This is a genomic window from Phenylobacterium sp., assembly GCF_035539035.1.
GTDB lineage: Bacteria > Pseudomonadota > Alphaproteobacteria > Caulobacterales > Caulobacteraceae > Phenylobacterium.
This window is the reverse complement of record NZ_DATLJI010000010.1, coordinates 1-22924: the sequence shown is the minus strand read 5'-3', so window position 1 is coordinate 22924 and position 22924 is coordinate 1. Positions and strand designations below refer to the sequence as shown.

Genomic DNA, 22924 nt, shown 5'->3' with positions numbered 1-22924 from the left:
ACTCACTCTCAGTCGGCGGTCGGCGCGGGCGCGGCGGGAGCCGGCGCGGCCGGGGCCGGCGCGGGGGTGGGACGCGTGCGGCTGGATCCGCCGCGGCCGTCGCCCTCCACGATCTGGATCAGGCGCGGCGCGGCCGGCCCGGAGGACGGAGCGCGGCGGACCACGGCCCGCTGCACGACGGCGGGGCGGCCGCCGCCCACCCGGACCGGGGCGGTTTCTGCCAGCTCCGCGGAACCCGTGCGGCGCAGCGCCAGCGACAGCTTGCCGAGATCGCCAGCGACGGCGAGCTTCTGGCTGTCGGGCACGGAAACCTCGAGGGTGGCGGTGTTCGGGGTGGTGGGCTTGGCCTCGACGGTGTTGAGGTTCAGGTCGACGGCCAGCACGCGGACGTTCTGCAGCACCACCTCGGAGATCAGGTTGCGGGTCTCGCCGTTGGGGGTGAGGTCGCGCATCAGCACGACGTCGACCCGGTCGCCCGGCAGGGCGTGGCCGCCGACGCCGGTGACGTCGTCCACCTTGATGGTGTAGGCGCGCATGCCCTCAGCGATCTCGGCGGCGACCGAGGGCCGGGCCCCGGGGCCGGAGAGCTTGGCGGCGAGCATCGGCTCGCGCGCGGCGATCGGGACGAGGACCACGGGGGCGCCGCCGTTGTCGGCGGCGAGCACCGCGGCGACGTTGGAATAGGCGCCCTGCGGGACGGCGTCCTTGGGCAGGTTGATGACGGTGAGCGCGCTGGTGTCCAGCTTGTCGCCGAATCTCAGCGGCTTCGACGCCACCACCACCGGGACGCCGGCGACCGGCTGCACCACGGCGGGCGCATCCTTGGCCGCGGCTGCGTTGGGCAGCACGGTCTTGGCGACCACGAGGGCCGCGAGGCCGAGCGCGGCCGAAGCCCCCAGACTGACGATCGTGACGACGCGCATTCCGTCCGCCCCACCAAATTCCTTTTTAGGATCGTAAGGTTAGCGAGCGTCCCCTTGCGATATCCCCAACAAACCTGGTGAACGGCGCAGCAAGCATTCTGAAGGGTTGACGCTGCGGCCCCCTGGCGGCGGCCGCGCAGTCGGCTAGGCTCCCCCGCCGCCAGACGAGGAGGGGACGATGCAGCATCGCAGGCTCGGGAATTCGGGGCTGAAGGTCAGCGAGGTGGGCCTCGGCTGCAACAACTTCGGCATGCGTATCGACCAGGCCCAGACCCAGGCCGTGGTCGACGCCGCGATCGAGGCCGGCATCACCTTCTTCGACACCGCGGACATCTACGGTGGGACGAAGTCCGAGGAATTCCTCGGCAAGGCGCTGGGCAAGAGACGCAGGGACATCGTGCTGGCCACCAAGTTCGGGATGGCGGTGGGCGGCGACGAGCGGAAGAAGGGCGGCTCGCGGCGCTGGATCATGCAGGCGGTGGAGGACAGCCTGACCCGGCTGGGGACCGACTGGATCGACCTCTACCAGTTCCATGCGCCGGACCCGGAGACGCCGGTCGACGAGACGCTGCGGGCGCTCGACGACCTCGTGACCCAGGGCAAGGTCCGCTACATCGGCAACTCGAACTTCGCAGGCTGGCAGATCGCCGACGCCGACTGGACGGCGGCCGGCCAGGCGCGGTTCGTCTCGGCCCAGAACCTCTATTCCCTGCTGGAGCGGAAGTCGGCCTTCGAGGTGCTGCCGGCTTGCGAGCACTTCGGCCTGGGCTTCCTGCCGTTCTTCCCGCTGGCCTCGGGGCTGCTCACCGGCAAGTACCGTCGCGGCGAGCCGCCGCCGGAGGGCACAAGGCTGGCGGCCTGGGGGCAGCGCGGCCAGCAGGCGATGAACGACGCCAACTTCGACCGGGTGGAGCGGCTGACCGCCTGGGCCGAACAGCGCGGCCACACCATCCTGGAGCTGGCCTTCGCCTGGCTGCTCGGACAGCCGGTGGTCTCCTCGGTGATCGCCGGGGCCACCAGCCCCGAGCAGGTGAAGGCCAACGCGGCCACGGCGGCCTGGCGGCTGACGCCCGAGGAGGTGGCCGAGGTCACCGGGCTCGCGGCCTGATGTACGACCTTCTGAAAGGCCTGCGCGTGATCGAGGGGGCGGCGTTCGTGGCGGCGCCGACCTGCGGGCTCTACCTGGCCCAGATGGGCGCCGAGGTGATCCGCTTCGACAACGTCGGCGGTGGGCCGGACTTCCGCCGCTGGCCGCTCGCGCCGAACGGGGAGAGCCTCTACTGGGAGGGGCTGAACAAGGGCAAGAAGTCGGTCGCCCTGGACCTGACGCGCCCCGAGGGCCGGGAGATCGCCCAGGCGCTGGCCGCCGCGCCCGGCGAGGACGGCGGCCTCTTCGTCACCAACTTCCCGGTGGACGGCTTCCTCGCCTACGAGAAGCTGAAGGCGCTGCGCGACGACCTGATCTGCGTGCGGGTGATGGGCTGGGCGGACGGCGCCCAGGGGATGGACTACACGATCAATGCCGCGCTCGGCCTGCCCCTCATGACGGGCCCGGCGGACGACGAGCGGCCGGTGAACCATGTGCTGGCGGCCTGGGACCTGCTCACCGGCGCCTACTGCGCGTTTGCCCTCGTCTCGGCCCTGCTGGCGCGGATGCGCGGCCAGGGCGGGCGGGAGATCCGCGCGCCGCTGTCAGACATCGGGGCGGCGACCATGGCCAACCTGGGCTTCACCGCCGAGACCATGCTGGCGGGCCATCAGCGGCTCCGGATGGGCAACGACATCTTCGGCGCCTTCGGCCGCGACTTCACGACCAAGGACGGCCAGAAGCTGATGCTGCTGGCGATCACGCCCAAGCAGTGGTCGAAGGCGCTGGAGGCGCTGGGGATCGCCGCGGAGGTGGCCGCGGTGGAGGCTGAGCTGAGCGTCTCCTTCGCGACCGACGAGGGGCTGAGGTTCACGCATCGGGCCAGGCTCTATCCGCTGTTCGAGCGGGCCTTCGCGGCGAAGACGGCCGCCGAGCTGACGCCGGCCTTCGATGCCGGCGGCGTCACCTGGGGCGCCTACCAGACCCTGGAGGCGGCGCTGGAGGACCGGCGGCTGTTCAAGGACAACCCGCTGTTCGAGACCGTCCGCCACCCGAGCGGGCTCAGCTATCCGGCGCCCGGGGCCATGGGCACCATCCCGCAGGACGCCCGGCTCCCCGTGCAGCCGGCGCCGCGGCTCGGCCAGCACACCGACGAGGTGCTGGCGCAGGTCCTCGGGCTGCCGTCGGCGGAGATCGGGCGGCTGCACGATCAGGGCGTGGTGGCCTGAGCTACGCCTGATCCTTCTCCCGGCAAGGGGGAGAAGGGAGTCCGGAGCCCTACTCGGCCGCCGTCAGCACCGCCAGCACCGCGCCTTCCGTGACCTGGGCGCCGACGGCGAAGGCGATGCTCTCGACCTTGCCGTCGAAGGGGGCGGTGAGCGCGTGCTCCATCTTCATGGCCTCGAGGGTCAGAAGCGGCTGGCCCTTGGCGACCGTCTCGCCGGGCTTCACCGAGACCTGGGTCACCTTGCCGGGCATGGGCGAGCGGACCTGGCCGTCGCCGGCCCCGCCCTCGGCCGCGTCGGCGCTGGGCGGATGGGAGGCGAAGGCGAAGGCCTCGCCGTGTTCGAAGACGACGATGTGGCCGTCCTCGTCCAGCAGGACCGAGCGTGGCTCGGTGGCGGTCGCGGAGGGCGCGGCCATGACCGGCCGGCCGTCAAGGAACAGGCGCACGGCGGTCTCGGGCTCGGCGTTCAGGCGGAAGCCGGCGAGCTCGCGCCAGGGCGAGGGCGCCTCCTCCGAGAGCCCGCTCTCCTCGGCGATCATGGCGGCCGCGGCGGCGGCGGCGAGCGCGGCGACGGACGGCTCGGCCGCCTCGGTCAGCTCGGCGAGGTTGCGGTCGATGAAGCCGGTGTCCACGTCGCCGGCGATGAAGCCGGGGGCCTCCAGGCAGCGGGCGAGGAAGCCGGCGTTGGTCTTCACCGGCCAGACCTCGACGCAGTCGCAGGCCGCGGCGAGCTCGGCGAGCGCCTGCTCGCGGGTCGGGCCGTGGGCGATCAGCTTGGCGATCATCGGGTCGTAGAAGGGAGTGATCCGCCCGCCGGCCTCCACGCCCGCGTCGGCGCGGACGCCGGGCGGCAGGCGGAAGTGGTCGAGGTCGCCGGTCGACGGCAGGAAGCCCGCGGCCGGGTTCTCGGCGTAGAGGCGCGCCTCCACGGCGTGGCCCGAGAGGGTGATCTCGTCCTGGCGCATCGGCAGGGGCTGGCCGGCGGCGACGCGGATCTGCCACTCCACGAGGTCCAGGCCGGTGACCATCTCGGTGACCGGATGCTCCACCTGCAGGCGGGTGTTCATCTCCATGAACCAGATGCGGTCCGGGCGGAGGCCCTGGGAGGCGTCGGCGATGAACTCCACGGTGCCGGCGCCCACGTAGCCCACCGCCTGGGCGGCGCGGACGGCGGCGGCGGTGACGGCGGCGCGGGCCTCGTCGGTCATGCCGGGAGCCGGGGCCTCCTCGATGACCTTCTGGTGGCGGCGCTGGAGGGAGCAGTCGCGCTCGAACAGGTGGACCACATTGCCGTGGGCGTCGCCGAACACCTGCACCTCGATGTGGCGCGGGCGGGTGACATAGGTCTCGAGCAGCACCCGGTCGTCGCCGAAGCTGGCCTTGGCCTCGCGCTTGGCGGAGGTGAGCGCGGCGTCGAAGTCGCCCGGGCCCTCGACGCGGCGCATGCCCTTGCCGCCGCCGCCGGCCACGGCCTTGATCAGCACCGGATAGCCGATGCGCTCAGCCTCGCGGGCCAGCGTCTGCGGATCCTGGTCCTCGCCCAGGTAGCCGGGCGTCACCGGTACGCCGGCCTGCTGCATCAACGCCTTGGCGGCGTCCTTCAGGCCCATGGCGCGGATGGCGGCCGGCGGCGGGCCGATCCAGACGAGGCCGGCGGCCATCACCGCCTCGGCGAAGTCGGCGTTCTCGGACAGGAAGCCGTAGCCCGGGTGGATGGCGTCGGCGCCGGTCTCGATGGCCGCGGCGATGATCCGCTCGCCGACCAGATAGCTCTCGCGCGCCACGGCCGGGCCGATCAGCACGGCGCGGTCGGCGTCGCGCACGTGCGGCGCGTCGGCGTCGGCCTCGGAATAGACCGCCACGGTGGCGATCCCCAGCCGGCGGGCGGTGGCGAAGACGCGGCGGGCGATCTCGCCCCGGTTCGCGACGAGTATGGAGGTGATCATCGGATCGCTCCGCGCGCCGCAGGCGCAACAAGATGAACCACGGAATACACGGACATACACGGAATGGCCCCGAGCCCGGTCCGAACCTCTTCCGTGTATTCCGTGTGTTCCGTGGTTGAATCCTTGCGGCTTCGCCGCGTCACTGCGCTGCTCATTGCCGCCTCACATCCGGAACACGCCGAAGCGCGTCTCGGGCACGGGGGCGTTGAGGGCGGCCGAGATCGAGAGGCCGAGGACGTCGCGGGTCTGCACCGGGTCGATGATGCCGTCGTCCCACAGGCGGGCGGTCGCGAAGTAGGGGCTGCCCTCGTCCTCGTACTTCTGGCGGACGGGCGCCTTGAACGCCTCTTCCTCCTCGGGGCTCCACTTGTCGGCGTCGCGGTGCACCGTGGCCAGGACCGAGGCGGCCTGCTCGCCGCCCATCACCGAAATTCGGCTGTTGGGCCAGGTCCACAGGAAGCGCGGGGAGTAGGCCCGGCCGCACATGCCGTAGTTGCCCGCCCCGAAGGAGCCGCCGATCAGGACGGTGAACTTCGGCACCTCGGCGCTCGCGACCGCGGTGACCAGCTTGGCGCCGTCCTTGGCGATGCCGCCGGCCTCGTATTTCCCGCCGACCATGAAGCCGGAGATGTTCTGCAGGAAGACCAGCGGGATGCGCCGCTTGCAGGCGAGCTCGATGAAGTGGGCGCCCTTCAGGGCGCTCTCGGAGAACAGCACGCCGTTGTTGGCGAGGATCGCCACCGGATAGCCCCAGATGCGCGCGAAGCCGGTGACCAGGGTCGTGCCGTAGAGCGGCTTGAACTCGTCGAAATGGCTGCCGTCGACGATGCGGGCGATCACCTCGTGCACGTCGTAGGGCGCGCGCACGTCGGTGGGGACGATGCCGTAGAGCTCCTCCGGGTCGTAAGCCGGGGGCCGCGCCTCCTCCAGGTGGAGATCGACGGTCTTGGTGGTGTTCAGGTTGGCGACGATCGAGCGGACGATCGCCAGGGCGTGCTCGTCGTCGTTGGCCACGTGGTCGACCACACCGGAGCGGCGGCCGTGGGTGTCGGCGCCGCCGAGCTCTTCCGCGGTGATCACCTCCCCGGTGGCGGCCTTCACCAGCGGCGGACCGCCCAGGAAGATGGTGCCCTGGTTGCGGACGATCACCGTCTCGTCGCTCATCGCCGGGACATAGGCGCCGCCGGCCGTGCAGGAGCCCATGACGCAGGCGATCTGGGCGATGCCCTCGGCGCTCATCCGGGCCTGGTTGAAGAAGATGCGGCCGAAATGGTCGCGGTCGGGGAAGACCTCCGCCTGGTGGGGCAGGTTCGCGCCGCCGCTATCCACCAGGTAGACGCAGGGCAGGCGGTTCTGCAGGGCGATCTCCTGGGCCCGCAGGTGCTTCTTCACCGTCATCGGGAAGTAGGCGCCGCCCTTCACCGTGGCGTCGTTGGCGACGATCATCACCTCGCGGCCGGACACGCGGCCGACGCCGGTGATCACGCCGGCGGCCGGGGCCTCGTCGCCGTAGAGCCCGAAGGCGGCGAGCTGGCCCACCTCCAGGAACGGCGAGCCTGGATCGAGCAGGCGCATGACCCGGTCGCGCGGCAGGAGCTTGCCCCGGCTCTCGTGGCGCTGGCGGCTGGCCTCGGGCCCTCCGAGCGCGGCCTGGCCGGCCCTCTGGCGCAGCTGTTCGGCGAGCGCGCGGTTCACCCGGGCGTTGGCGGCGAAGGCGTCCGAGGCCGGATCGACGGCGGTCTGAAGCTTCCTCATGCGACAGGTCTAGGCCGTTTTTTCGAGCACGAGGTCAAGCTCTGCGATCATCGCCTCGCGCATGGCGAACTTTTGCACCTTGCCGGTGACGGTGGTGGGAAAGCCTTCCACGAAACGGATGTGCCGTGGAATCTTGTAGTGGGCGATCTGGCCCCGGCAGAAGTCGCGGACCGCATCCTCGTCGAGCCGCTCGCCGGGCTTGATGACGATCCAGGCGCAGAGCTCCTCGCCGTACTTGGGGTCGGGCACGCCGACCACCTGCACGTCCTGGATCGCCGGGTGGCGGTAGAGGAACTCCTCGATCTCGCGCGGATAGATGTTCTCGCCGCCGCGGATCACCATGTCCTTGATCCGGCCGACGATATTGCAGAAGCCCTCGTCGTCGAGGGTGGCGAGGTCGCCGGTGTGCATCCAGCCGGCCGGATCGATCGCCTCGGCGGTCTTCTCCGGGTCGTCCCAGTAGCCCAGCATGACCGAGTAGCCGCGGGTGCACAGTTCGCCCGGCTCGCCGCGCGGGACGATACGGCCCTCGCCGTCGACGATCTTCACCTCCAGGTGCGGCTGGATGCGGCCGACGGTGGAGACCCGCCTCTCCAGGGGATCGTCGGTGCCCGACTGGAAGCTGACGGGGGAGGTCTCGGTCATGCCGTAGGCGATGGTCACCTCCGGCATGTGCATGCGCGCGATCACCTGGCGCATGACCTCGATGGGGCAGGGGGAGCCGGCCATGATGCCGGTGCGCAGGCTGGTCAGGTCGAAGCGGTCGAAGTCGGCGTGGCCCAGCATGGCGATGAACATGGTGGGCACGCCGTAGAGGCCCGCGCAGCGCTCGGCCTCCACCGCCTCGAGCACGGCCAGCGGATCGAAGGCCTCGGCCGGGTAGACGATGGTCGCCGCGTGGGTGAGGCAGCCCAGATTGCCCATCACCATGCCGAAGCAGTGGTAGAGCGGCACCGGGATGCAGAGCTTCTCGCCGGGCTGCAGGCCGATGGCCTCGCCGACGAAGTAGCCGTTGTTGAGGATGTTGTGGTGGCTGAGCGTGGCGCCCTTCGGGAAGCCCGTGGTGCCGCTGGTGAACTGGATGTTGATCGGGTCGTCGAACTGCAGGCGGCCGGCCAGGCGGGCGAGGTCGCCGTAGGCCTCGGCGTCCTCCTGGGCGTGCGCCACGACGTCGGCGAAGCGCAGGCAGCCCTCGTGCGGCTCGTCGCCCAGGGTGATCACCGCCTCCAGCCTCGGGAGGCGGTCCGCGGCCTGCAGGTCGCGGACCATGGCGAGGTACTCGGAGGTCCTGTGGCGCACCGCGGTGACCAGCGCCCGGCAGCCCACCTTATTCAGCGCGTACTCGGCTTCGGCGAGGCGGTAGGCGGGGTTGATGTTGACCAGGACGAGGCCGGCCTTGGCGGTGGCGAACTGGGTGACCGCCCACTCCCAGCAGTTGGGCGCCCAGATCCCGACCCGGTCGCCGGGCTCCAGCCCCTGCAGGATCAGGCCGGCGGCGAGCGCGTCCACGCGGTCCTTCAGCTCGCGCCAGCTCCAGCGGACGCCCTGGTGGCGGGAGACCAGCGCCAGGCCGTCGGGATGGGCGGCGCAGGTCTCGTCGAACACCTGGCCGATCGTCCGCCCGATCAGCGGCCGCGCGCTCGCCCCATGGACGTAGCTCAAGCCCGCCATGGTCCCTCCTCCCTTGTGCTTTCCCGGCAGGATGGCGGTCGGGGGCGGCGGTGTCATCTGGTTAGGCGCAGGCTAGGCTGACGCGGGGTCGGCGTGGCAGGAAGGTTCCGTGACCCAAGAGACCTTTCCCGAGATCCGCGAGGCGGTGCGCCGGCTGTGCGCGCGCTTTCCCGGCGCCTACTGGCGCGAGCTGGACCGCGAGCGGGCCTATCCGACCGAGTTCGTGCAGGCCCTGACCGAGGCGGGCTTCCTGTCGGTGCTGATCCCGGAGGAGTACGGCGGGTCGGGCCTGGGCCTGCGGGCCGCCACCGCGGTGCTGGAGGAGATCCACCGCTCGGGCTGTAATGGGGCAGCCTGCCACGCCCAGATGTACACCATGGGCACGATCCTGCGGCACGGCTCGCCGGCCCAGAAGGAGGCCTACCTGCCGAAGGTCGCCACCGGCGAGCTGCGGCTGCAGGCGTTCGGGGTGACCGAGCCGGACGCCGGCACCGACACCACGCGGATCTCCACCTTCGCCCGGCGCGAGGGAGATCGCTACGTGGTCTCCGGCCGCAAGATCTGGATCAGCCGGGCCGAGCACTCCGACCTGATGGTGCTGCTCTGCCGGACGGCGAAGCGCGAGGACGTGGCCAAGCCGCCGGACGGCATGAGCGTGCTGATCGTCGACATGCGCGAGGCGGTGGGCAAGGGGCTCACCATCCGGCCGGTGCGCACCATGCTCAACCACGCCACCACGGAGCTGTTCTTCGAGGACCTCGAGGTGCCGGCGGAGAACCTGGTGGGCCAGGAGGGCAAGGGCTTCAAGTACATCCTCGACGGGATGAACGCCGAGCGGATCCTGATCGCGTCGGAATGCATCGGCGACGCGAAGTTCTTCATCGACCGCGCTTCGGCGTACGCGAAGGAACGCCAGGTGTTCGGCCGGGCCATCGGCGAGAACCAGGGCGTGCAGTTCCCGATCGCTCGGGCATACGTCCAGACGACCGCGGCGGAGCACATGGTGGCCAGCGCGGCGGCGCTGTTCGAGGCGGGCGAACCCTGCGGGACGGAGGCCAACATGGCCAAGCTCGCCGCCTCCGAGGCCTCCTGGTACGCCGCCGACATGGCGCTCCAGACCCACGGCGGCTTCGGCTTCGCCGAGGAGTACGACATCGAGCGCAAGTTCCGGGAGACCCGGCTCTACCAGGTCGCCCCGATCTCCACGAACCTCATCCTCAGCCACGTGGCCACCCACGTGCTGGGCCTGCCGAAGTCCTTCTGATGCCCGAAACCATCAAGATCGAAGACGTCGCCCCCGGCGTGGCCGTGGTCACCCTGAACCGGCCCGACGCGGCCAATTCGCTGAACACGAAGATGGGCGAGGAGCTGCTGCACGCCTGGAGCCACCTGGCGGCGCGGAGCGACCTGCGCTGCGCGGTGCTGGCCGGCGAGGGGCGGCACTTCTGCGCCGGGGCGGACCTGAAGGAACGCAACGGCATGAGCGACCAGGCCTGGTCCGCCCAGCACGAGATCTTCGAGGCGATGATCCGCGCCCAGCTCTCGGTGCCCGTGCCGGTGATCGCCGCGGTGAACGGCGCGGCGGTGGGCGGCGGCTGCGAGATGACGCTGGCCTGCGATTTCGCCTACGCCGGCGAGGGCGCCCGGTTCGGCCTGCCGGAGGTGGGGCTTGGGATCATGCCCGGGCTCGGCGGCACCCAGCTCCTGCGCCGGGCGGTGGGTGAGCGGCGCGCGGTGGAGCTGCTGACGACGGGCCGGCTGTTCACGGCCGCCGAGGCGCTCGACTACGGGCTGGTGAACGAGGTGACGGCGCCGGACGGCCTGATGGGGACGGTGCTGGAGGTGGCGGGGACCATCGCGTCCAAGGCGCCGCTGTCGGTGCGCGCTCTGAAGTCGGTGGTCCGCGAGGGCGCCGCGATGCACCTGGCCGAGGCCATGGACCTGGAGCTCTCCCACTACAACCGGCTGTTCAAGACCCAGGACCGGCGCGAGGGCGTGGCGGCCTTCAACGAGAAGCGGACGGCGCAGTTCGGCGGCGCGTGACGGTGGCGCGCGGCGCCCTCAGCCCTTACTGATCGCTCCATGAAGATGCCCGTGCCCGACGCGTCCACGATCGCCCGAAAGGGGGAGATCGTGCGGGCGCTGCGTAGGATCGTGCCGGGGGAGGGCGTGGTCTCGGACGCCGACGGGCTGGTGCCGTTTGAGAGCGACGGGCTCTCGGCCTACCGGCAGACGCCGCTGGCGGTGGTGCTGCCGCAGACCGTGGAGCAGGTCTCGAAGGTGCTGGCCTGGTGCCAGGCGAACGGGGTGAAGGTGGTGCCGCGCGGCGCCGGGACCTCGCTGTCGGGCGGCGCGCTGCCGCTCACCGACGGAGTCGTCCTGGGCATGTCCAGGTTCAACCGCATCCTGGAGGTGGACTACGCCAACCGCTGCGCCGTCGTGCAGCCGGGCGTGACCAACCTCGCCATCACCCATGCAGTGCAGGCGGACGGCTTCTACTACGCCCCCGACCCATCCTCGCAGATCGCCTGCACCATCGGCGGCAACGTGGCGGAGAACTCGGGCGGGGTGCATTGCCTGAAGTACGGGCTGACGACGAACAACCTACTGGGCTGCGAGATCGTGCTGATGAACGGCGAGGTCGTGCGGCTGGGCGGGCGCGGCTACGACGCAGCCGGGTACGACCTGCTGGGCGTCGTGACCGGTTCAGAGGGATTGCTGGGCGTGGTCACCGAGGTGACGGTGCGCATCCTGCCGACGCCGGAGACCGCGCGGGCCATGCTGCTGGGCTTCCCCTCGGTGGAGGCGGCAGGCGCCTGCGTCGCCGACGTGATCGCGGCGGGGATCATCCCGGCCGGCATGGAGATGATGGACCGGCCGGCCATCGTCGCGGCCGAGGCCTTCGTGCATGCGGGCTACCCGATCGAGGCCGAGGCCCTGCTGATCGTCGAGCTCGACGGCCCGGAGGCCGAGTGCGCCGAGCTTTCGGCCGCGGTGCTGGAGATCGCCCGCGCGCGCGGCGCCGACTATGCCCGCGTCTCGGAGAACGAGGCCGAGCGGCTGAGGTTCTGGGCCGGGCGCAAGGCGGCCTTCCCCGCCGTGGGGCGGATCGCGCCGGACTACTACTGCATGGACGGCACCATCCCGCGGCGCGAGCTGCCCAGGGTGCTGCGCGCGATCCACGAGATGGCCAAGGCCTACGGCCTGGGCGTGGCCAACGTGTTCCACGCCGGCGACGGCAACCTGCACCCGCTGATCCTTTACGACGCCGACAGGCCGGGCGAGCTGGAGCGGGCCGAGCAGTTCGGGGCCGAGATCCTGAAGCTCTGCGTGGCCGTGGGCGGGGTGCTCACCGGCGAGCACGGGGTGGGGGTCGAGAAGCGCGACCTGATGGGGACGATGTTCGACGACACCGACCTGGCCTGCCAGCAGCGGCTGAAGTGCGCCTTCGACCCCGACCTGCTGCTCAATCCGGGCAAGGTGTTCCCGACCCTGCACCGCTGCGCCGAGCTCGGCCGGATGCACGTCCACCGCGGGAAGCTCGCCTTCCCGGAACTGCCGCGGTTCTGATGCTGGAGACCAAGGAGATCCTGCGGGCGAAGACAGCCGAGGACGTGCAGGCGGCCATCGCCGAGGCGGGCGCGGCGGGCCGGACCCTGGAGGTCGTGGGCGGCGGGACCAAGCGCAGGATCGGGGAAGTGCGCGCTGACACCGTGCTGTCGCTGGAGAAGCTGGACCGGGTGGTCGACTACGCGCCGGAGGAGCTGGTGCTGACCGTGCAGCCGGGCGTGCGGCTCGCGGACCTGGAGGAGCTGGTCGCGGCGCATGGCCAGATGCTCCCGTTCGAGCCGCCGGGGCTCGCCAAGACGCTGGGGTCGAAGGGCCGCGCCACCATCGGCGGGACGGTGGCGGCCAACCTCTCCGGCCCGCGGCGCATCCGAGCGGGCGCGGCGCGCGACCACCTGCTGGGCTTTTCCGGCGTCACCGGCCGGGGCGAGGTGTTCAAGGCCGGAGGCAAGGTGGTCAAGAACGTCACGGGCTACGACCTCTCCAAGGTGATGGCCGGGTCGTGGGGCACGCTGGCGGTGATGACCGAACTGACGCTGAAGGTGCTGCCGGCTGCGCGGACGGAGCTCACGCTGCTGTTCTTCGGCCTGGAGGACCGCAAGGCCAACGAGGCCATGACGATCGCCATGGGCTCGCCGGCCGAGGTGTCGGCGGCGGCCCACCTGCCGAACTTCGCCGCCCGCTGCGCGCCCCTGAAGGCCGAGATGGCGGTGACGGCGCTCCGGCTGGAGGGCTTCCCGGCCTCGGTCCAGGCTCGCGCCGAGGCGCTGGTCGGCAGGCTGACGGGGTTCGGCCGGGTGGAGGCGCTGGACGCCCGCCACAGCCGCGAGTTCTGGGCCGATGTGCGGGAGGTCGCTGCCTTCGCCGACGATCCGCGGCCGCTCTGGCGGATCTCGGTCCCGCCCGCCGCCGGCTGGAAGGCGGGCCACGCCCTCTCGGGCGACGTGCTCTACGACTGGGCCGGCGGCCTCGTCTGGCTGCTGTCCGAGGAGGATCCGGCGCAGGTGCGCACCGCCGCCCGGGCGCTCGGCGGCCACGCGGCGCTCTATCGCGGCGAGGGCGTGGCCTTCGCGCCCCTGGAGGGCCCGCTCGGCGCGCTGAGCGGGCGGGTGAAGGCGGCGTTCGATCCCCTTGGCGTCCTCAACCCCGGAAGGCTCGGCTGATGCGCGTGGACTTCCCGCCCGGGCGGCTGGCGGAGCCGGACTTCGCCCGCTCCCACACCGCGATCCGCAAGTGCGTGCACTGCGGCTTCTGCACGGCGACCTGCCCGACCTACGTCCTGCTGGGCGACGAGCGCGACAGCCCGCGCGGGCGGATCGAGCTGATCCGCGCGATGCTGGAGCGGCCGGACCAGGCGCCGTCGAAGGCGACCGTCACCCATATCGACCGCTGCCTCTCGTGCCTGGCCTGCAAGACCACCTGCCCATCGGGCGTGGACTATGCCGACCTGATCGACCACGCGCGGCGGCACATCGAGGACCACTACCGCCGGCCGTGGCCGGAGCGGGTCATGCGGGCGCTGATCCCCGCCGTCCTGACCCGGCCGAAGCGGCTGCGCGCGGCGCTGACCCTGGGACGCGCGGCCCGGCCGCTGGCGCCAATGCTGGAGACGCTGCGGCTCGCTCCGCTGGCCGCCATGCTGCGGCTGCTTCCCGAGCGGGTGTCGACGCAGACGACGGAGCATCCCGCCCCGGGGACGCGCGGGCGCGTGGCGCTGCTGCAGGGCTGCGTGGAGCCGGCCCTGGCGCCGCAGATCCGCGCCGCCGCCACGCGGCTGATCGCCCGGGCCGGGTTCGAGGTGGTGGAGGTTAAGGGCGAGGGCTGCTGCGGCGCGCTGTCCGAGCACCTGGGCCGAGCCGAGGAGGCGGCGGGAATGGCCCGGCGCAACCTGCGGGCCTGGGCGGACGCGGGGCCGCTCGACGCCATCGTCACCACGGCCGCCGGCTGCGGCACGACGCTGAAGGCCTACGGCAAGCAGGCCGGCGCGGACGGCGAGGCGGCCGCGGCCAAGGCGCGCGACATCCTGGAGTTCATCGCGGAGGCTGGCCTGCCGCCGGTGACGCGGGAGGTGCGGATGGCGGTGGCCTACCACGCGCCGTGCTCGCTGCAGCACGGGCAGGGAATCAAGGCGGCGCCGGCGGCGCTGCTGGCCCAGGCGGGCTTCGAGGTGCGCGAGCCCGCCGAGCCCCACCTCTGCTGCGGCTCGGCCGGGGTCTACAACATCCTGCAGCCCGAGCTCGCCACGCAGCTACGCGACCGCAAGGCTGCGAACCTGAAGGCGGTGGGCGCGCGCGTGGTGGCGGCCGGCAACATCGGCTGCATCGCCCAGATGCAGCCGGCGTTGGACGCAGCCGTGATCCATCCCGTGGAGCTGCTGGACTGGGCGACGGGCGGGCCGGAGCCTGCGGGGCTGCGGCGGCCTCAGACGGCGTAGCAGTCCTGGATCGGGCGCTCGACCGGGATCGGGGCTTCCGCGCCGCCCGAGCCCCTCGGGGGCCGCCGCGAGGTCACAAAAGCTTCCCAGTCCGAAAGGCCGCTGCGACCGCTGCGGGACGGGGTTCGAATGCTGAAGGACCGGAGACGGTCGAGCAGGTGCTCGAGGCTCTCGTCCGATCCCACCAAGTCTGGTTTGAAGTGTCGATCGGCCATGGCGCGGGTTTATACGCCTGTATGCGACCGAACGCCACAGGCAAAGGTTACGCCTTGGTTAACGACTCACTGATTCGTGAAGGGACCCCGAGCATGGCGGAAATCCGCACCCTGAAGATCGCCTTCGAGGGCGGGCTGCAGCCGGGCCCCAAGCCCTGGATGTGGGCGAGCGTGGAAGTGGCCCTCGAGGACGAGGGTCAGATCCACCCGACGGTGACGGCGAGCGTGCCCGTGCCGTTCGAGGGACAGGACGTCTTCGAGATGCGCGAGGTCGCCTGGACGGCGTTCCGCGAGGCGCTCGAGCAGGCCCTGGCCGCCGGTGCGGGCAAGAGCGCCCAGCAGCTCTCCTTCACGGGCCCCGAGGCGCGTTGACCACCCTTACGGCAGGCCCCTAGGCTCCGCGTCCACAACAAGGGGGAAGCTCATGAGGCTGTTCACGTCGGTCGGTCCCAATCCGCGGGTGGTGAAGATGTTCATCGCCGAGAAGGGTCAGGACATTCCGCGGGTCGAGGTCGATCTGCGCGGGGGCGAGAACCGCCAGGAGCCGTACCTGAAGATCAATCCCGCCGGCCAGACGCCGGCGCTGGAGCTGGACGACGGCACGCACCTGACCGAGATCCTGGCGATCTGCGAGTACCTCGACGAGCGCTTCCCTGATCCGCCGCTGATCGGCCGTACGCCGGAGGAGCGGGCCAGGACCCGGATGTGGGTGCGCCGCATCGACCTGAAGGTCTGCGAGCCGATGGCGAACGGCTTCCGCTTCGCCGAGGGCCTGCCGCTGTTCCAGAGCCGCATGCGCTGCCTCCCAGAAGCGGCCGACGGCCTGAAGGCCATCGCCCGCGACGGGCTGCAGTGGATGGAGTCCAACTTCGAAGGCCCGTGGGTGGTGGGCGACCGCTTCACCCTGGCGGACGTGCTGCTGTTCGGCTTCCTCGACTTCGGCGGCATGGTCGGCCAGCCGCTGCCGGCCGAGCTGGAGCGCCTGCAGGGCTGGATGGCGCGGGTGCGCGAGCGGCCGAGCGTGGCCGCCAGCGCCTAGCCCACGTTGCGGTCGCGGCCCTCCCAGTAGGGCTTGCGCAGCTCGCGGCGGAGCACCTTTCCGGAGGGGTTCCGCGGCAGGGCCTCGATGAAGTCGATGGACTTGGGCGCCTTGAAGCCGGCGATCCGCTGGCGGGCGTAGGCGATGATCTGCTCCGGGTCGGGCTCCGCGCCCGGCGCGGGGACGACGATGGCCTTCACCGCCTCGCCCCAGCGCTCGTCCGGCACGCCGATCACGGCGGCGTCGGCGACGCCCGGGCAGCCGAGGATCGCGTTCTCCACCTCGGCCGGATAGACGTTCTCGCCGCCGGACACGATCATGTCCTTCACCCGGTCGTGGACGAAGAAGTAGCCGTCCTCGTTCATGAAGCCGGCGTCGCCGGTGCGCAGCCAGCCGTCGGGCCGGATGGTCTCGGCGGTGGCCTCCGGGCGGTTCCAGTAGCCGGCCATGACGATCGGGCCGCGGATCTCGATCTCGCCGATGCCGCCCGGCGGCAGCTCGCGGCCATTCTCGTCGGCGATGCGGGCCTCCAGCGTCGCCCAGGGCCGGCCGCAGGAGCGCATCAGCTCGCCCCTATGCTCGGAGGGGGCCAGCGTGGTGCCCGCGCCGCAGGTTTCGGTCATGCCATAGAACTGGATGAAGCCGCAGCCGAAGGTCTCGGTGGCCGCCTTCAGCACCGCCTCGGAGATCGGCGAGGCGCCGTAGGAGACGGTCTTCAGGCTGGAGAAGTCGGTGGTCTTCGCCTGCGGCGTCTGCAGCAGGACGTTGATCATCACCGGCGCCAGGAAGATGTGGGCGACCTTCTCCTGCTCGATCAGGCGCAGCACCTCGACGGGGTTGAAGTCGGCCATGACGATCAGCGGGCCGCCGGCCGAGAGCCCCGCGTAGCTGATGTTGGTGCCGGCCACGTGGAACAGGGGCATGACGATCAGGACGGTGTCGTCAGGGGCGTAGTCAAAGCCCTCCACCTGGTGCCGCAGCGCCAGGAAGGCGGCGTAGTTGGCGTTGTTCAGCCGCACGCCCTTGGGCAGGCCGGTGGTGCCGGACGTGTAGAGCTGCAGGACATCGTCGTCGGGCTGCGGGGCGTCCAGCGCGGGCGCCGGCGCGGAGTCGCGGCGGGCCGCGTAGCTCTCGAAGCCGGGGTGCTCGCCGTTCACCGCCAGCACCCGGATCGGTCGGTCGATCTGGGCGGTCACCGCCTCGGCGGCGGCGAAGAAGTCGGGGGTGACGAAGAAGACATCGGCGCCGGAGTCCTTGAGGATGAAGACGATCTCCGGGATCGCCAGGCGGCTATTGATCGGGGCCAGGCAGGCCCTCGCCTTGGCCGCCCCGAACATGATCTCGTACCAGGCCTCGCAGCTCTTCCCGAGCCAGCCGACGCGGTCGCCCGGCTTCACGCCGAGGGCCTGCAGCAGGCCCGCCGCCTGGTTCGAGCGCCGCTCCAGCTCGGCGTAGGTCAGCCGCCGTCCCTCGAACTCCACGGCCACGCGATCGCCGCGTCCCCGCGCATGGACGCGCGGGATGTCGGTCAATAGCTTGATGGTCTCGGCCCCGGAATCCGCCATGGTTCGCTCCCTGATCCGGCGTGTGTCCGCCGTTGGCCGGAACGCTAGCGGATCGGCGGGCGTAATGCAGCCCAGCCGATGAAGATCGCGACCTTCAACATCAACAACGTGGGCAAGCGCCTGCCCAACCTGCTGGCCTGGCTGGAAACCGCCCAGCCGGACGTGGTCTGCCTGCAGGAGACCCGCACGCCCGACGCCCTGTTCCCGGCGAAGGCGCTGGAGGCGGCCGGCTACGGCGCGGTGTGGACCGGGGAGCGGACCTGGAACGGGGTGGCGATCCTGGCCCGCGGCGGGACGCCGGTGCCGACGCGCCGCGCCCTGCCGGGCGACCCCGAGGATCGGCAGGCCCGCTACATCGAGGCGGCGGTGGGCGGGGTGCTCGTGGGCTGCCTCTACCTGCCGAACGGCAATCCGCAGCCCGGGCCGAAGTTCGCCTACAAGCTCGCCTGGTTCGACCGGCTGATCGCGCACGCCGCGGACCTGCTGGCGGCCGACGTGCCCGTCGTGCTGGCCGGCGACTACAACGTGGTCGCCACCGACCTCGACATCTACCGGGTGAAGCCGCGGACGACGGACGCCCTGCAGCAGCCGCAGACCAAGGCCGCCTACCGCCGGCTGCTCGACCAGGGCTGGACCGACGCGATCCGCGCCCTGCACCCGGACGCGCGGATCTACACCTTCTGGGACTATCTGCGCGACGCCTGGGGCCGCGACGCCGGCATGCGGCTGGACCATCTGCTGCTGAGCCCCGAACTCGCGCCGCGCCTTGCGGCGGCGGGCGTCGACCGGGAGGTCCGCGGAGAGCCCGGCGCCAGCGACCATGCCCCCGCCTGGATCAGGCTGGCCTAGTCGTCCGCCCTCGGCCATTTTGGCGCCTCCTTCCGCAGGCTATCGTGCATGCAGGACGGGAGATCATGAGGCGGGAATGGCTGCTGCCGACTCTGGAGCTGCGACGGTGAAGGCGCCGCGCACGCCCACGCGCCGGTTCGAGGCGCGGCGCAACGCCATCATCGCCTCGGCCGTGGCCGAGATAAACGTCAAGGGCGTGCGCGGCATGACCTTGGGCGACGTGGCGGCGCGGCTCGACCTGGTGCCCACCGGGGTCATCTACTACTTTAAGAACAAGGAGGAGCTCGCCGCCGCCTGCTTCGCGCGGGCGATCGACCGCTTCAACGAGCTCATCGACGCCGGTCTGGCGGCGGGGACGGACGAACGGGCCCGCCTCCGCGCCTTCGTGGACGCCTACTTCGAATTCAAGCGGCAGGCCGCGCTCGGCGAGGCCGAGCAGATCGCCGTGTTCAACGACGTGCGCGCCCTGAACTCCGAGCCGGTGAGCGAGGCCTATGTGGCCATGTTCCGCCACGCGCGCGAGCTGCTGACGGGGCCGCCCGGCGCGGAGCTTCCCCGGCTCGACCGCAACGCCCGCACCCACCTCCTGCTGTCGGAGCTGTTCTGGAGCGTCGCCTGGCTGGTGATGACCGATGTGCAGGACTACGGCCGGGTGTCCCGGCGCATGGGGTCTATCCTGGCCGACGGGCTCGTGCCCGCGGGCCTCGCCTGGCCGGCTTTCGAGATCCCGCGCCTGACGCGGGACGAGGACCCGAGCGCCGAAGCGTCCGCCGAGCTCTTCCTGCGGGCGGCGACCGCGCTGATCAACGAAGAGGGCTACCACGGCGCGTCCGTCGAGCGGATCTCGGCCCGGCTGAACGTCTCGAAGGGCGCCTTCTACCACCACAACGAGACCAAGGACGACCTGGTGGTGGCCTGCTTCGAGCGGACCTGCGAGACCATGTGGCGGGCCATCCGGGCGGCCGAGGCGGAGGGCGGCTCGGGGCTGAAGGTGCTGGCTCAGGCCAGCGCGGCGCTGGTGCACCACCAAATGACGGGCAACCTGCCGCTGCTCAGAACCTCGGCCCTCACCACGGTGCCCAAGTCGATCAACGCCCACCTGGTGCGCCAGTTCGACCGGATCTCCATGCGCTTCGCCTCGATCCTGTCGGACGGCATCGCCGACGGCTCGGTGCGGCCGGTGGACGTGAACATCGCCGCCCAGATGATCACCGCCATGATCAACGCCTCCGCCGAGCTGAATTTCTGGTCGCCCGGCCTGGCGCCGGAAACCGCCGCCGCCCACTACGTGCGGCCGCTGTTCGAGGGGTTGCTCTCGCCCGTCGCGCCGGACGCCTGAGGCTGCTGGGCCGCGGCAAGGCCGTCCGCACACGGCCAGGGTGTCGGCGGCTCAACCAGCGCTGGCGCGAGGCGCGATTTCCGGCAAGGCCCGCGTTCTCAAGGGCTTGGCGAAGCTCGGCCTTAGGTGTCAGATAGGGTCGTGGCCCGGCCGTTCGACTCAATCCGGGTGTCTGGTTTGGCCGTTCAGGCGTTCGGGGGAGCGCCGGTCACGGCGCACGGGGGGCTTTTCAAAGCGGACGCATGGACCTCAGAGCCCTTCGTCTACTGATCGTCGATGACAACCGGAACGCCGCCGAGATCGTGAAATCGGTCCTGGCGAGCGTCGGCGCGCAGCAGGTCGAGTTCGCGACCACGGCGGAAAAGGCCTTCCACCTGCTGCAGGCGGAGCCCTACGACCTGATCATCGTCGACCAGAACCTGGGCAAGGGCGACGAGGGCATCGTGCTGGTGAAGCGGATCCGCACCGACCCCCACAGCGCCAACCCCTACCTGCCGATCCTCATGCTGACCGGCTACACCGAGCAGCGGCGCGTGAAGGCGGCCCGGGACGCGGGCGTCACCGAGTTCCTGAGCAAGCCGTTCACAATCGTGGGGCTGCTCAAGCGGATGGAGGCGCTGATCCACGCGCCCCGTCCATTCGTGCGGTCCGAAGACTACTTCGGGCCCGACCGCCGTCGGCGGCAGGACCCGGACTACAAGGGCCCCGAGCGGCGCAAGCGGCCGCCCGAGGGCGCCTGAAGCTCTTACTCTAGAAGCGGTAAGTCAGGCCCGCGTTGAACACGAGCGGGTCGACCTTCACCTTGGCGCGGACCGGCGTCGGGCCGAGGTTGGCCTTGGCCACCGTGCCGACGTAGGCCTTCTTCACGTCCACGAAGCCGCCCCAGCGGTCGTTGACCATGAAGTTGGCGCCGGCCTGCAGGGCCGTGCCGACGGCGCTGTCCGCCTCGAGGTCGTTCAGGGCGGCGTCCTCGGTGTCGAAGACGATCAGGAAGGAGGCGCCGGCGCCCACGTAGGGCTGGATGCGGCCTTCCGGGTTGAAGTGGTACTGGACGAGCACGCCCGCCGGGCCGCCGGTCATGGTGCCGGCGCGGCCGAGCGCGGCCAGGGTGCCGTCGGCGTCGACGTTGAACTTCGGCGGCAGGCCCGCGGCCACCGCGAAGGCGACGTTGGGCGTGACGAAGTAGCCGACCTCGCCCTCCAGGGTCCAGCGGCCGTCGATCGAGACGTTCGCCCCGGCCACCGGCGCGCCGCCGGCGGTCATGGAGGCGCTTTCCACCGGGTCGACATAGGCCGGCCCGAGGTGGACGAACCAGCGGCTCGCCTCTTGCGCATTGGCGGCGCCGGCCAGGGAGGCCAACGCCAGGGCGGCCGCGGCCGCAGTCTTCAAGGAAGCCATCACCTGCATCCCACTTGCTTCAATCGTTGGATGCGGTTCTACGGTGTAAACCTTAAGAAACGCTGAGGTGAACGTTGATCACTAGTTTACGCGGTAATAATAACCAGGTAACCATAAGGGGAAACCGCTGGTTGCTGTAGGAGCAGATATAGCAATCGGAGATATAGTTTTCGCGGTCCCTATACGCGGGCGCGCTCTATAATGTGCACGGATATTTAAACCGTCAGGACCAGTATGCGGTCCCATTGTAGACCGTGTCTTCGCGCTATTGGGGTAGCTATGGCTGAGGAGAGCCAAGCGAGGATCGCCGACGACGAGCCGCCCGCGCGGATCCTGATCGTCGACGACATCGCCGACAACCGAACCATCCTCGGCCGCCGCTTCCAGCGCCGCGGCTTCGAGATCGCCGAGGCGGACTCCGGGCGCGGCGCGCTGGAGATGATCGCGCGCGAGACCTTCGACGTCGTCCTGCTGGACGTGATGATGCCCGACATGAACGGGCTCGAGGTGCTGCGCCGGATCCGCGAGAAGCACACCGACGTGCAGCTGCCGGTGATCATGGTGACCGGCAAGACCGAGAGCCAGGACATCGTCGAGGCGCTGACCGCCGGCGCCAACGACTACATCACCAAGCCCGTGGATTTCGCCGTGGCGCTCGCCCGGGTCTCCACCCAGGTGCGCAGCCGCCAGGCGGAAGAGCAGGTGCGGCGGGCGAACGAGGCCCTGTCGCGCGCCAACGAGGAGCTGGAGCGCCGCATCGCCGAGCGCACCGAGCAGCTCCGCGACGCGCTGGCCGAGGCCCAGGCGGCCAACAGGTCCAAGGACGAGTTCCTGGTCATCGTCAGCCACGAGCTGCGCACGCCGCTGAACGGCATGATCGGCATGGGCCAGATGCTGGCCCGCACCGAGCTCAGCGAGCAGCAGCGCAAGATGGTCGGCATCGTCAACGCCTCCGCCGACCAGCTGCACGGGGTGGTGGCCGACCTCCTGGACACCCTCGACCTCACGGCCGGCGGGCTCAAGCTCAGCCCGGAGATCACCGCGCTCGACACGATCGTGGAGGAGGCGGCCGGCGTCGCCGCCGCCAAGGCCCAGGCCAAGGGGCTCGCGTTCAGCGCCGGCATCAGCAAGGACGCCGCCGCCCCGATCGAGTGCGACCCGCAGCGGCTGCGTCAGGTGCTGGGCAAGTTGCTCGACAACGCGGTGAAGTTCACCGAGGCCGGCGAGGTTTCGCTGCGCGTGGCGCGCGCCGCCGACGCCCTGACCTTCGAGGTCCGCGACACCGGCGTCGGCTTCGACGAGGAGACGGCGCGGCGGATGTTCAATCCCTTCGAGCAGGCCGACGGCTCGCTCACCCGCCGGTTCGGCGGCGTGGGTCTCGGCCTCGCCATCTGTCGCGGCCTGGTTGAGCTGATGGGCGGGACGATCACCGCCGAGAGCCGCCAGGGCGAAGGCTCGGTCTTCCGCGTGGAACTGCCGCTGAAGGCGCAGGCGGCCGCGGCGTAGGGCGCTGCGGCGTGGCTGGACGGCATCCCTCGGGATGCTGATGGCCCTTAAGCCTCATGGCAGATCGTCTGCTCCGGGTTCCGGGCGGGTCAAGGACGCGCCTCCGGCGCGCCGCTCCGCGGCGAGCGCCTCGCGCTCGTCCTTGAGCCGACCGGAAGCCGGAGCAAACTTGCCGCCGTGGACCTAAGGACGGACGCGCTTGCGGCGCCGTTCGTGCTCCCCACGAAAAAGGGCCGGGCGTCGCCGCCCGGCCCTTCGTCCTACTGGCTGCTGACGCGGCTCAGGCCGTGGCGCGCAGGGTTTCCGGCTCGCTGTTGAGGGCCTCGAACTCGGCGTGGCCGACCTCGTAGGCGTCCCTCAGCCGCTGCACCGCGTCGCGGATGTTCTGCGGCGTGTGGTTGG

General features: G+C 71.1%; 19 protein-coding genes. 13 read left to right on the top strand and 6 right to left on the bottom strand.

Annotated elements, in window-relative coordinates:
* Positions 1-8: 8 nt before the first annotated feature.
* On the bottom strand, positions 9-923 hold the full coding sequence (gene cpaB, locus VM685_RS03255; RefSeq protein ID WP_325458682.1) for a Flp pilus assembly protein CpaB: 915 nt from the start codon (positions 921-923) through the stop codon (positions 9-11).
* Positions 924-1101: 178 nt separating this feature from the next.
* On the opposite strand from cpaB, the gene VM685_RS03250 reads away from it, so the two are divergent.
* Both VM685_RS03250 and VM685_RS03245 read left to right on the top strand, forming a co-directional pair.
* The gene (locus VM685_RS03250; protein WP_325458681.1) at positions 1102-2031 is read left to right on the top strand and encodes an aldo/keto reductase; all 930 of its coding nucleotides are present in this window, start codon (positions 1102-1104) and stop codon (positions 2029-2031) included.
* Positions 2031-3239, top strand: coding sequence for a CoA transferase (locus tag VM685_RS03245; protein ID WP_325458680.1), 1209 nt, complete (start codon positions 2031-2033; stop codon positions 3237-3239). The genes VM685_RS03250 and VM685_RS03245 overlap by 1 nt, the downstream gene beginning before the upstream one ends.
* A 49-nt stretch (positions 3240-3288) precedes the next feature.
* On the opposite strand, the gene VM685_RS03240 is transcribed toward VM685_RS03245, so the two are convergent.
* The 3 genes from VM685_RS03240 to VM685_RS03230 all read right to left on the bottom strand — a co-directional run bounded on the left by VM685_RS03240 (position 3289) and on the right by VM685_RS03230 (position 8610).
* The gene (locus tag VM685_RS03240; RefSeq protein WP_325458679.1) at positions 3289-5184 is read right to left on the bottom strand and encodes an acetyl/propionyl/methylcrotonyl-CoA carboxylase subunit alpha; all 1896 of its coding nucleotides are present in this window, start codon (positions 5182-5184) and stop codon (positions 3289-3291) included.
* A gap of 162 nt (positions 5185-5346) precedes the next feature.
* Positions 5347-6939 (bottom strand): carboxyl transferase domain-containing protein, encoded by a 1593-nt coding sequence (locus VM685_RS03235; protein ID WP_325458678.1) that lies wholly within the window; start codon positions 6937-6939, stop codon positions 5347-5349.
* Positions 6940-6948: 9 nt separating this feature from the next.
* A complete protein-coding gene (locus VM685_RS03230) occupies positions 6949-8610 on the bottom strand; it encodes an AMP-binding protein (RefSeq protein WP_325458677.1) in 1662 nt (553 codons plus the stop codon).
* Between the two features lie 109 nt (positions 8611-8719).
* On the opposite strand from VM685_RS03230, the gene VM685_RS03225 reads away from it, so the two are divergent.
* The 7 genes from VM685_RS03225 to VM685_RS03195 all read left to right on the top strand — a co-directional run bounded on the left by VM685_RS03225 (position 8720) and on the right by VM685_RS03195 (position 15865).
* Entirely contained in the window at positions 8720-9874 is a 1155-nt protein-coding gene (locus tag VM685_RS03225; protein ID WP_325458676.1) for an acyl-CoA dehydrogenase family protein, read from the top strand.
* Positions 9874-10653: an enoyl-CoA hydratase/isomerase family protein gene (locus VM685_RS03220; protein ID WP_325458675.1), complete on the top strand. Its 780-nt coding sequence runs from the start codon at positions 9874-9876 to the stop codon at positions 10651-10653. The genes VM685_RS03225 and VM685_RS03220 overlap by 1 nt, the downstream gene beginning before the upstream one ends.
* A gap of 39 nt (positions 10654-10692) precedes the next feature.
* The gene (locus VM685_RS03215) at positions 10693-12180 is read left to right on the top strand and encodes an FAD-linked oxidase C-terminal domain-containing protein (RefSeq protein ID WP_325458674.1); all 1488 of its coding nucleotides are present in this window, start codon (positions 10693-10695) and stop codon (positions 12178-12180) included.
* Entirely contained in the window at positions 12180-13340 is a 1161-nt protein-coding gene (glcE, locus tag VM685_RS03210; RefSeq protein WP_325458673.1) for a glycolate oxidase subunit GlcE, read from the top strand. The genes VM685_RS03215 and glcE overlap by 1 nt, the downstream gene beginning before the upstream one ends.
* Positions 13340-14611, top strand: coding sequence for a glycolate oxidase subunit GlcF (gene glcF / locus VM685_RS03205; RefSeq protein WP_325458672.1), 1272 nt, complete (start codon positions 13340-13342; stop codon positions 14609-14611). Before glcE ends, glcF begins: the two co-directional genes overlap by 1 nt.
* Positions 14612-14919: 308 nt before the next feature.
* Positions 14920-15198 carry a hypothetical protein gene (locus tag VM685_RS03200; protein WP_325458671.1) on the top strand — a complete coding sequence of 93 codons (279 nt, stop codon included), beginning with the start codon at positions 14920-14922 and terminating at the stop codon, positions 15196-15198.
* Positions 15199-15250: 52 nt separating this feature from the next.
* Entirely contained in the window at positions 15251-15865 is a 615-nt protein-coding gene (locus VM685_RS03195; protein WP_325458670.1) for a glutathione S-transferase family protein, read from the top strand.
* On the opposite strand, the gene VM685_RS03190 is transcribed toward VM685_RS03195, so the two are convergent.
* Positions 15862-17430: a long-chain-fatty-acid--CoA ligase gene (locus VM685_RS03190; protein WP_325458669.1), complete on the bottom strand. Its 1569-nt coding sequence runs from the start codon at positions 17428-17430 to the stop codon at positions 15862-15864. The two genes, VM685_RS03195 and VM685_RS03190, sit on opposite strands and share 4 nt — an antisense overlap.
* Positions 17431-17508: 78 nt before the next feature.
* On the opposite strand from VM685_RS03190, the gene VM685_RS03185 reads away from it, so the two are divergent.
* From VM685_RS03185 to VM685_RS03175, 3 genes are all read left to right on the top strand, one after another.
* A complete protein-coding gene (locus tag VM685_RS03185) occupies positions 17509-18279 on the top strand; it encodes an exodeoxyribonuclease III (protein WP_325458668.1) in 771 nt (256 codons plus the stop codon).
* Positions 18280-18355: 76 nt separating this feature from the next.
* Positions 18356-19618, top strand: a complete 1263-nt coding sequence (locus VM685_RS03180) for a TetR/AcrR family transcriptional regulator (RefSeq protein WP_325458667.1) — start codon at positions 18356-18358, stop codon at positions 19616-19618.
* Positions 19619-19860: 242 nt separating this feature from the next.
* Positions 19861-20358 (top strand): response regulator, encoded by a 498-nt coding sequence (locus VM685_RS03175; protein ID WP_325458666.1) that lies wholly within the window; start codon positions 19861-19863, stop codon positions 20356-20358.
* 10 nt (positions 20359-20368) lie between these two features.
* Here the strand turns inward: VM685_RS03175 and VM685_RS03170 are convergent, their stop codons facing one another.
* Positions 20369-21016, bottom strand: coding sequence for an OmpW/AlkL family protein (locus VM685_RS03170; protein ID WP_325458665.1), 648 nt, complete (start codon positions 21014-21016; stop codon positions 20369-20371).
* Positions 21017-21295: 279 nt separating this feature from the next.
* On the opposite strand from VM685_RS03170, the gene VM685_RS03165 reads away from it, so the two are divergent.
* The gene (locus tag VM685_RS03165) at positions 21296-22522 is read left to right on the top strand and encodes a hybrid sensor histidine kinase/response regulator (RefSeq protein ID WP_325458664.1); all 1227 of its coding nucleotides are present in this window, start codon (positions 21296-21298) and stop codon (positions 22520-22522) included.
* Positions 22523-22924 lie beyond the last annotated feature (402 nt).